9 protein-coding genes are annotated in these 10440 nt (G+C 69.5%); 2 read left to right on the forward strand and 7 right to left on the reverse strand.

Annotated features, from left to right (window positions below; all coding sequences use genetic code 11):
• From FV223_RS11415 to gloB, 7 genes are all read right to left on the reverse strand, one after another.
• On the reverse strand, positions 1-594 hold a 594-nt coding region (locus FV223_RS11415), incomplete at its 3' end, for a biotin/lipoyl-containing protein (protein WP_187276121.1).
• A 93-nt stretch (positions 595-687) separates the two neighbouring features.
• A complete protein-coding gene (locus tag FV223_RS11420; protein ID WP_147727158.1) occupies positions 688-3687 on the reverse strand; it encodes a 2-oxoglutarate dehydrogenase E1 component in 3000 nt (999 codons plus the stop codon).
• A gap of 215 nt (positions 3688-3902) precedes the next feature.
• Positions 3903-4787 carry a succinate--CoA ligase subunit alpha gene (gene sucD, locus FV223_RS11425; RefSeq protein ID WP_147727159.1) on the reverse strand — a complete coding sequence of 295 codons (885 nt, stop codon included), beginning with the start codon at positions 4785-4787 and terminating at the stop codon, positions 3903-3905.
• A gap of 6 nt (positions 4788-4793) precedes the next feature.
• Complete coding sequence (gene sucC, locus FV223_RS11430; protein WP_147727160.1) at positions 4794-5990, reverse strand: ADP-forming succinate--CoA ligase subunit beta; 1197 nt, start codon at positions 5988-5990, stop codon at positions 4794-4796.
• A gap of 111 nt (positions 5991-6101) precedes the next feature.
• Positions 6102-7064 (reverse strand): malate dehydrogenase, encoded by a 963-nt coding sequence (gene mdh / locus FV223_RS11435; protein ID WP_147727161.1) that lies wholly within the window; start codon positions 7062-7064, stop codon positions 6102-6104.
• 293 nt (positions 7065-7357) lie between these two features.
• Positions 7358-7954, reverse strand: coding sequence for a TetR family transcriptional regulator (locus FV223_RS11440; protein WP_243932769.1), 597 nt, complete (start codon positions 7952-7954; stop codon positions 7358-7360).
• A gap of 316 nt (positions 7955-8270) precedes the next feature.
• Positions 8271-9047, reverse strand: coding sequence for a hydroxyacylglutathione hydrolase (gloB, locus tag FV223_RS11445; protein WP_147727162.1), 777 nt, complete (start codon positions 9045-9047; stop codon positions 8271-8273).
• A 189-nt stretch (positions 9048-9236) separates the two neighbouring features.
• Between gloB and FV223_RS11450 the strand changes: the two genes are divergently transcribed.
• Together FV223_RS11450 and FV223_RS11455 are read left to right on the forward strand one after the other, a co-directional pair.
• Entirely contained in the window at positions 9237-9971 is a 735-nt protein-coding gene (locus FV223_RS11450; RefSeq protein ID WP_147727163.1) for a class I SAM-dependent methyltransferase, read from the forward strand.
• Positions 9972-10041: 70 nt separating this feature from the next.
• A partial coding sequence (locus tag FV223_RS11455; RefSeq protein WP_147727164.1) for a MarC family protein occupies positions 10042-10440 on the forward strand: 399 nt, incomplete at its 3' end.

Raw genomic sequence — 10440 nt, forward strand, 5'->3', positions numbered from 1 at the left:
GGCGGGAGCCGCCTGCGCGGGCCCCTTCGCGATCGCGCCGAGCATGTCGCCCTTGGTCACGCGGCCGTCCCTGCCGCTGCCGTTGACGCTCGACGGGTCGATGCCCGATTCCCGCGACAGCTTGCCGACCGCCGGGCCGTTGTCGTCGGAGGGGCGGGCGGCCGGGGGCGCCGCGTCGCCGTGGTTGCCGTAGCCGGCGGCCGATTCCTTGGCCGGGGCCTCCTCGACCGCCTTGGCATCGGGGGCGGACGCCTTCGGCGCCTCGCTGCGGCTCTCGGACTTGGCCTCGGCCTCCTTCTTCGGCGCGGCCTCCTTGGGCGCGGCCTCCTTGGGCGCGGGCTTGGCGCCGCCGCCGCTCGCCTCGACGATCGAGCCGAGCAGCGCGCCCGGCTCCACCGTCTCGCCGTCCTTGACCAGGATCTCGCCGAGCTCGCCGGCGGCGGGGGCGTTGACCTCGAGGGTCACCTTGTCGGTCTCGAGCTCGACCAGGGGCTCGTCGGCCGCGACCGTGTCGCCCGGCTTCTTGAACCAGCGGCCGATGGTGGCCTCGCTGACGGATTCGCCGAGCGTCGGGACGAGGATGTCGGTTGCCATTGTGTCAGCTCATGCCGGATCGGTTGGGCCGTACCGGACGGCCGGGAAGGGTGAGCGGCGGCCCCGGAGAGCCGCCGCCATAGGTGAGGACATTCAGACCGCGAGGGCCTCGTTGAGGAAGGCCTGCAGCTGGGCCTGGTGCTTCGACATCTGCCCCACGGCGGTCGAGGCCGAGGCCGGGCGGCCGACGTAGCGGGCGCGCTTCACCGCGGAGCCGGCCTGGCCGAGCACCCATTCGAGGTAGGGCTCGACGAAGGCCCAGGCGCCCATGTTCTTGGGCTCCTCCTGGCACCACACCACCTCGGCATTGCGGAAGCGGCCCATCTCGTTGGCCAACGCCTTGAGCGGGAATGGGTAGAGCTGCTCGACGCGCAGCAGGTAGACGTCGTTGACGCCGCGCTTCTCGCGCTCCTCGAACAGGTCGTAGTAGACCTTGCCCGAGCACAGCACGACGCGGCGGACCTTGTCGTCGCGGACGAGCTTGACCCCGCTCTCGTCGTGCTCGGCGTCGTCCCACAGGATGCGGTGGAAGCTCGACCCCTCGGCGATCATCTCGATCGTCGACACCGCCCGCTTGTGGCGCAGCAGCGACTTCGGCGTCATCAGGATCAGCGGCTTGCGGAAGTCGCGCTTCAGCTGCCGGCGCAGGATGTGGAAGTAGTTCGCCGGCGTCGAGCAGTTGGCAACCTGCATGTTGTCCTCGGCGCAGCTCTGGAGGTAGCGCTCCAGGCGGGCGGAGGAGTGCTCCGGCCCCTGCCCCTCGTAGCCGTGGGGCAGCAGCATCACGAGGCCGGACATGCGCAGCCACTTGCGCTCGCCGGACGCGATGAACTGGTCGATCACCACCTGCGCGCCGTTGGCGAAGTCGCCGAACTGCGCCTCCCACAGCACGAGCGCGTTCGGCTCGGCCGCCGAGTAGCCGTACTCGAAGCCGAGCACCGCCTCCTCGGACAGCATCGAGTTGATCACCTCCAGCGGCGCCTGGCCCTCGCGGATGGCGTTGAGGGGCGTGAAGCGCTGCTCGTTCTCCTGGTCGATCACCACGGCGTGGCGCTGCGAGAAGGTGCCGCGCTCGACGTCCTGGCCCGAGAGCCGGACGCGGTTGCCGTCGAGCATGGTCGCGCCGAAGGCCAGGGCCTCGGCGGTCGCCCAGTCGATGCCGACGCCGGTCTCCACCGCCTTGGCGCGGTTGTCCATGAAGCGCTGGATCGTGCGGTGCAGGTGGAAGCCGGGGGGCGCCTGGGTGATCTTCTGCGCGATCTCGCGCAGGGTCTCGACCGGCACGCCGGTGCGGCCGCGGCGCGGGTCGTCCACGTCCTCGTGCACGGCCTTGAAGCCGGACCAGCGCCCGTCGAGCCAGTCGGCCTTGTTGGCCTTGTAGGTGCCGGCGACCTCGAGCTCGGCGTCGAGCATCGCCCGGAACTCGGCCTTTCGGGCGTCGTAGGCCTCCTGGCTCAGGGTGCCGTTCTCGATCAGCTTGCGCGCGTAGCTCTCCAGCACCGAGGTGTGCTTGCGGATGCGCTGGTACATCTTCGGCTGGGTGAAGGCCGGCTCGTCGCCCTCGTTGTGGCCGAAGCGGCGGTAGCACAGCATGTCGATCACGACCGGCTTGCCGAACTTCTGGCGGTACTCGACCGCGACCTTGGTGGCGAAGGTCACCGCCTCCGGGTCGTCGCCGTTGCAATGGAAGATCGGCGCCTCGACCATCTTCGCCACGTCGGACGGGTACGGCGAGGAGCGCGAGAAGCGCGGATCGGTGGTGAAGCCGATCTGGTTGTTGATGATGAAGTGGATCGAGCCGCCGGTGCGGTGGCCCTTCAGGCCCGACAGCCCGAGGCACTCGGCGACCACGCCCTGGCCGGCGAAGGCCGCGTCGCCGTGGATCAGGAGCGGCATCACGCTGGCGCGCACGACGTTCGGCTTGGCGCGCTGGTCCTGCTTGGCGCGGACCTTTCCGAGCACCACGGGATCGACGATCTCGAGGTGCGACGGGTTGGCGGTGAGCGACAGGTGGACGTTGTTGCCGTCGAAGGCGCGGTCGGACGAGGCACCGAGATGGTACTTCACGTCGCCCGAGCCCTCGACCTCGGCCGGCGAGGCTGAGCCGCCCTTGAACTCGTTGAACACCGCACGGAACGGCTTTGCCATCACGTTGGTGAGCACGTTGAGGCGCCCACGGTGGGCCATGCCGAGCACGATCTCGCGCACGCCGAGCGCGCCGCCGCGCTTGATGATCTGCTCGAGCGCCGGGATCATCGCCTCCGAGCCGTCGAGGCCGAAGCGCTTGGTGCCGGTGTACTTGAGGTCGAGGAACTTCTCGAAGCCCTCGGCCTCGATCAGCTTGTTGAGGATCGCGCGGCGCCCTTCGGGGGTGAACGAGATCTCCTTGTCCTTGCCCTCGATGCGCTCCTGCAGCCACGCCTTCTCCTCAGGATCGGAGATGTGCATGAACTCGACGCCGAGGGTCTGGCAGTAGGTCCGCTCCAGGATCGCGACGATCTCGCGGATCGTGGCGAATTCCAGCCCGAGCACGTTGTCGAGGAAGATCGGCCGGTCCCAGTCGGATTCGAGGAAGCCGTAATGCTGCGGATGCAGTTCCTCGTGGTCGCCGCGGGGGGCCAGCCCGAGCGGGTCGAGCTTGGCGTGCAGGTGGCCGCGCATGCGGTACGAGCGGATCAGCATGATCGCGCGAACCGAATCCTTGGTCGCCTGCTCGACCGAGACGCCGGTCTTGCCGGTGACGGCGAGGCCGTCGGCGGGCTTGCCGGGCCTCTGCTCGCCCTTCTCCGCGCCCTTGGCGAGGATCCTCTCGCCGACCGCCTTCTCCAGGGTCGCCCAGTTGCCGTCGAGCGCCGAGACGATCTCGCCGTTGGCCGGCACCGGCCAGTTCGGCTTGGTCCACGAGGCGCCGGCCGCGTTCTTCTCGACCAGGGTCTCGTCCTCGCCGAGCCCCTTGAAGAAGCTCTGCCACTCGGGGTCGACCGAAGCCGGGTTGCGGGCGTAGGCCGCCTGCAATTCCTCGATGTAGGCGGCGTTGCCGCCGTAGAGGAACGAGGTTTCCAGCAGCGCTTCGTTCACGTCCTGGCGTGCCATCGGCGGGTCATCCTGTCCTTCGGGCCCTCCGCCGGTGCGGATGAGCCGCGTCATCGCGCGGGAGGCGCCTCCGCGAGCGGAAGGCGCGGGCCGCGCTGCGATTCCTGTGGGCGCACGAAGCGGGCGCTCCGTCGCCCATCATATGGGCGTCACCGGCTTGCGTGCGCTGCAACACAGCCGCGCGCGGGTCATACGCGCGCGGCTGTCACTCGGTTTCAGCCCTTCAGGACCTCGACCAGCGTCGAGCCGAGGCGCGCCGGCGACGGCGAGACGCGGATGCCCGCGGCCTCCATTGCCGCGATCTTGTCCTCGGCGCCGCCCTTGCCGCCGGAGATGATCGCGCCGGCATGGCCCATGCGGCGGCCCGGAGGCGCGGTGCGGCCGGCGATGAAGCCGACCATCGGCTTCTTGCGGCCGCGCTTGGCCTCGTCGGCCAGGAACTGCGCCGCCTCCTCCTCGGCCGAGCCGCCGATCTCGCCGATCATCACGATCGACGTCGTCTTCTCGTCGGCGAGGAACATCTCGAGCATGTCGATGAACTCGGTGCCCTTCACCGGGTCGCCGCCGATGCCGACCGCGGTGGTCTGGCCGAGGCCGGCGGTCGAGGTCTGGAACACCGCCTCGTAGGTCAGCGTGCCGGAGCGCGAGACGATGCCGACCGAGCCCGGCTTGAAGATGTTGGCCGGCATGATGCCGATCTTCGATTCGCCGGCGGTGACGACACCGGGGCAGTTCGGCCCGATGAGGCGCGACTTCGAGCCGATCAGCGCACGCTTGACCCGCACCATGTCGAGCACCGGGATGCCTTCCGTGATGCAGACGATCAGCGGCATCTCGGCCGCGATCGCCTCGCAGATCGCGTCGGCCGCGCCCGGCGGCGGCACGTAGACCACGGACGCGGTCGCGCCGGTGGCCTCGCGGGCCTCGCCGACCGTGTCGAAGACCGGCAGGTTGAGGTGCTTGGAGCCGCCTTTGCCGGGCGAGGTGCCGCCGACCATCTTGGTGCCGTAGGCCAGCGCCTGCTCGGAATGGAAGGTCCCGTTCTTGCCGGTGAAGCCCTGGCAGATGACCTTGGTGTTCGCGTCGATGAGGATGGACATAACGCTTCAGCCCTTCTTCACGGCGGCGACGATCTTCTGCGCGGCGTCGTCGAGATCGTCCGCCGGGATCACGTTGAGCCCCGAGCCGCTGATGATCGCCTTGCCTTCCTCGACGTTGGTGCCCTCGAGGCGCACGACGAGCGGCACCTCCAGGCCCACCGTCTTCACCGCCGCGATCACGCCGCGGGCGATGACGTCGCACTTCATGATCCCGCCGAAGATGTTGACGAGGATGCCCTTCACCTGCGGGTCGGCGGTGATGATCTTGAAGGCCGCGGTGACCTTCTCCTCGGTCGCGCCGCCGCCGACGTCGAGGAAGTTCGCCGGCTCCTCGCCGTAGAGCTTGATGATGTCGAGCGTCGCCATGGCGAGGCCGGCGCCGTTGACCATGCAGCCGATCGTGCCGTCGAGCGCGATGTAGGCGAGGTCGTACTTCGAGGCCTCGATCTCCTTGGCGTCCTCCTCGGTCTCGTCGCGGAGCGCGACGATGTCGGGGTGGCGGTAGAGCGCGTTCGAGTCGAACGAGATCTTGGCGTCGAGGCACTTGAGATGGCCGTCGCCGGTCAGCACCAGCGGGTTGATCTCAAGCATGCTCATGTCCTTGGCCGTGAAGGCCGCGTAGAGCTTGGCGGTGAGCTCGCCCGCTTCCTTCGCCTGCGGGCCGGCGAGCCCCAGCGCCTTGGCGACGGCGCGGCCGTGATGAGGCATGATGCCGGTGGCCGGGTCGACCGAGAAGGTGACGATCTTCTCGGGGGTGTCGTGGGCCACCGTCTCGATGTCCATGCCGCCCTCGGTCGAGACGACGAAGGCGACCTGCCCGGTCTCGCGGTCGACCAGCATCGACAGGTAGAACTCGGCGGCGATCTGCGCGCCTTCCTCGATGTAGAGCCGGTTGACCTGCTTGCCGGCCTCGCCGGTCTGGATCGTGACCAGCGTCTGGCCGAGCATCTCGCCGGCGAACTGCTTCACCTCGTCGATCGACTTGGTGACGCGCACGCCGCCCTTGGCCCCGGCCGGCGCGCCCTTGAAGGTGCCCTTGCCGCGCCCGCCCGCGTGGATCTGCGACTTCACCACCCAGACCGGGCCGCCGAGCTCGCGCGCGGCGGCTTCCGCCTCCTCGGGCCTGAAGATCGCGACGCCCTTGGAGACGGGCAGGCCGAACTCCTTCAGCACCGCCTTGGCTTGGTATTCATGGATGTTCATGTGCGCTCCGCAGGCGAATAGGGAGTGGCGAATGGCGAATAGCGAGCCGGGGCAGCAGAGAGCACGTGGCTCTGTCTTCGCTAGCCCCTATTCGCTATTCGCCCAATGTTTTTAGGCGAGCGCCGGGTTCACGCCCTTGCAGGCCTCGATCAGCGTGTTCACCGCGCCGACCGACTTCTCGAACATCGCCTTCTCGGCCGCGTCGAAGGTCACCTCGAGCACGCGCTCGACGCCGTTCTCGCCGATCACGACGGGCACGCCGACATACATGCCGGAGATGCCGTACTGGCCGTCGAGGTAGGCGGCGCAGGGCAGGACCCGCTTCTTGTCCTTGAGGTAGCTCTCGGCCATCGCGATGGCGGAGGCCGCCGGCGCGTAGAAGGCCGAGCCGGTCTTCAGCAGGTTGACGATCTCGCCGCCACCCTTGCGGGTCCGCTCGACCATGGCGTCGAGCTTCTCCTGGGTGGTCCAGCCGAGCTTGACCAGGTCGGTCAGCGGCACACCGGCGACCGTCGAGTAGCGAGTGAGCGGCACCATGTCGTCGCCGTGGCCGCCGAGCACGAAGGCGGTGACGTCCTCGACCGAGACCTTGAACTCCTCGGCCAGGAAGTGGCGGAAGCGGGCCGAGTCGAGCACGCCGGCCATGCCGACGACCTTGTTCGTCGGCAGGCCCGAGAACTTCTGCAGCGCCCAAACCATGGCGTCGAGCGGGTTGGTGATGCAGATCACGAACGCGTCCGGCGCGTTCTCCTTGATGCCGGTGCCGACGGCCTCCATGACCTTCAGGTTGATCCCGATCAGGTCGTCGCGGCTCATGCCGGGCTTGCGCGGCACGCCGGCGGTGACGATCACCACGTCGGCGCCCTTGATCGCCGAATAGTCGCTCGCACCCGAATACTTCGCGTCGAAGCCGTCGACCGGGGCCGATTCGGCGATGTCGAGCGCCTTGCCCTGCGGCACGCCGTCGACGATGTCGAACAGCACGACGTCGCCGAGTTCCTTCAGACCGGCGAGGTGCGCCAGCGTTCCGCCGATCTGGCCGGCGCCGATGAGCGCGATCTTGCTGCGTGCCATGTCCGAGACGTCTCCAGCTTAGCGTGAAAGGGTGAGGCGAGCGCGTCGACGACTCGGGGGTCGAAAGTCCGTCCGAGGCGCCGCCCGACGCGACCGGTTTTCCTGCGCGGCTGTGTGGCCGAAAAGCACCGCCCCATCAACCCGACGCAGATCGCCCAAGCAGGGTTCGGGCCAGGGCGGATGTGCGGCGCACAAAACAAAGCCCTCGAAAAGCTAAGCTTTTCGAGGGCTTTAGGAGGAGATTGCCAATTCGGGATCGGCGCTATGACAACTTTTTGAACCTGTCATTCCGCTCAGAGGATACCCGCGCGCAGCACCCGCTGGATCGCGTGAATCACCGCGCCGAAGCGGGCGTCGACCAGATCGCGCGGCACCTCGGCGTCGTGCTGGATCGCCAGGGGATGGGTGAAGCGGTAGCTCGCATCGAAGATGTAGGCGATGGCGCGCTCGCGGTCGCGCGCCGAGAAGGTGCCGGTGGCCATCCCCTCCTCGATCACCCGCTCGACCAGGCTGCGCAGGCGGACCCGGTGGCGGCGGGCGATCGGCCTGGCGGCGACCGTGGCGTCGAGATGGACCGCGAACAGGTTCGGCTCGTCCTGGAGCGCGTCGCGCTGCAGGGCGGCGAGCGCGGTCAGCAGCCGCTCGATCTTGTCGTCGGCCGGGTCGGGCGCGTCGGCGATGCCGGCCAGGCGGGTCTCGATGTCCCGCAGCCAGCGGCCGGCGACGGCGTCGAGCAGGGCGTCCTTCGAGGGGAAGTAGCGGTAGACGTTGGCGTGCGTCATGCCGGCTTCGGCGGCGACGGCGACGACGGTGACCCGCTTGGGGCCGAGCCGGGCCAGGTGCTCGGTGGCGATCCCGAGCAGCCGCACGTCGGCGGAGATCGGCGCCACCCGGGATCGGGCGGCCGCGGGGGCGCGGGCCGGACGGTCCGCATCGGACGGGGACCGTCCCGTCGCCGTCGCTTTGGCGGCGGGCTCTTCGGAACGCGGCTCGGGATCCGGTTGAAGGAAGGGAAGCGGGAGGCGTGAGGACGAGAGGTGGTAAGGCGAGACGGACCCCCATCTGACCGAAAGAAGCGGGAACACGCTTCCGTTGACGTCGAGCCTCCCTCCGGGAGCCTATCGATCAGACGGTTTAGCGCCTGTCGAATGTCCTATGTTCACTTCTCTTTGAGAAGGCAACAAAATTTCCTTGAAAACCTGTGCGTCAGAAGCGGTTCTTCCATTCTCGCAGTGCAACAAAAACCGTTGACGGGTCAGCAGCTTCGTCGAGTCCCACCGCCGTCTTCAGTGCCGGCAGGCCGCTTCGCAGGAACGGGTTGGTCGCCCGTTCCGCCGCCATCGTAGAGGGAACCAGGAAGCGGCCGGAGGATTTTAGCTCTTCCGCTTCGCGCAGGCGGCCGTGCAGATCCGCGTTGCCGGGCTCTGCTGCGACCGCGAAGCGGGCGTTCGACAGCACGTAATCGTGCCCGCTGTACACTTGTGTCGCATCCGGCAGCGGCAGGAACCGCTCGAGCGACCGCCACAGGGTCTCGGGCGGGCTTTCCATCACCCGGCCGCAGCCGAGGGTGAACAGGGTGTCGCCGGAGAACACGATTCCCGGCTCGGCGAACCAGTAGGTGACGTGGTCGGCGCAATGCCCCGGCGTCTCCCACACCTCGGCCGAGAGGTCGCCGACCCGGACGGTGTCGCCCTCCGACACGGTGCGGTCCACGTCGGGGATCGCCGGGCCGGCCTTGGCCGGGGCAGTGACGCGGGCGCCGGTCGCGCGCTTGACCTCCGGGATGCCCGCGATGTGGTCGCCGTGGCGATGGGTGACCAGGATGTCGGTGAGCCGCCAGCCGGTCTGCGTCAGCATCGCCAGGACCGGCGCCGCCTCCGGCACGTCGATCGCCGCGCAGGCGCCGGTGGCGGGGTCGCGGATGAGCACGCCGATGTTGTCGCTGCGGCACAGGAAGGTACGGATCTCGGGGGCCGTGGCCATGAACGCGTCTCCGGGCTCGCGGCCGGTCCGGCCGTATCGGGCGGGGAACGGATGCGGAAACCGGGGGGTTCCCCGGCGCGTCGCCCTGCAAGTCGCCGCCTGCGCCTTGTCGCGGCGGGTGCCCGGCCCCATTGAATCGCCATCGGGCCGGGACGCCGGCCTTCCCCGACGCCGCTCCAGCTCCGACCCATGCGCCTCGACGTCACCGACCTGCGGGCCTTCTACGCCACGCCGCTGGGCGTCACGACGCACCGGATCGTCGCCCGCACCCTGCACGGCTTCCTCGGCTCGGTCTCCGGCCTGCGCGTGCTCGGGCTCGGCTATGCGGTGCCTTATCTGAGCCCGGTTCACTGCATCGCCGAGCGGACGCTGGCCTTCATGCCGGCGACGCAAGGGGTGGTGAACTGGCCCGGCGCCGGCCGCTCGTGCTCGGCGCTCGCCGACCCGACGATGATGCCGCTGCCGGATGCGGCGATCGACCGGGTGATCCTGGTGCATGCGCTCGAGGCGGTGGAGAGCCCGACGGAACTGCTCCGGGAGGTCTGGCGCACGCTGACGCCGGGGGGGCGGATGATCCTCGTCGTGCCGAACCGGCGCGGGGTCTGGGCGCGGCGCGACGCGACGCCGTTCGGGCACGGCCAGCCCTACAGCCGCTCGCAGCTGAGCCGGCTGATGCGCGACACGCTGTTCTCGCCGGAGGACTGGGCGGAGACGCTGTACATGCCGCCGCTGCGCTCGCGGGTGATGCTGCAGACCGCCGCCGCCTGGGAGCGGGTCGGGACGGGCCTCTCGCTCCCCTTCGCCGGCCTCCACGTGGTGCACGCCACCAAGCAGCTCTACCGGCCGATCACCGTGCAGCAGGTCCACCGCGCCCGCCGCCTCGCGCCCGCGCGGGTGCTCGTGCCGGCGCCCGCGCCGGGTTAAGCCCGACGCTCCGCACGCCGACGCCGGCGGCCCGGCCCAACCCCGTCTCGACGGAGATCGCGAAGACACCATGAGCGTCGAAGCGGCCATCCAGCAGTTCCTGCTCGCGCTCTCGAGCCTGTTCTCGATCGTCAACCCGCTCGGCGGGGCGCTGATCTTCGCGCAGGTGACGGCGGGGCACAGCCACGACGACCGGGTCTGGCTCGCCGGCCGGATCGGCGGATACGCGCTGCTGATCATGCTGGCGGCGCTGTGGGCCGGCGCGCCGATCCTCAACTTCTTCGGCGTGTCGCTCGGCGCGCTCCGCATCGCGGGCGGGCTCGTCGTCGGCGCCTCCGCCTGGGGGCTGCTGAACCGGCCGGAGGCCCGCGAGGCGCGCAAGCAGGCCGAGGTCTCCTCGACGACGGGACCAGGAGCGACCCAAGCGGCAGCGCAAGCCGGAAGCCAAGCGGCGGCGCCGACCGCGCCC

It is taken from the genome of Methylobacterium sp. WL116 (genome assembly GCF_008039455.1).
In the GTDB taxonomy this organism is placed as follows: domain Bacteria; phylum Pseudomonadota; class Alphaproteobacteria; order Rhizobiales; family Beijerinckiaceae; genus Methylobacterium.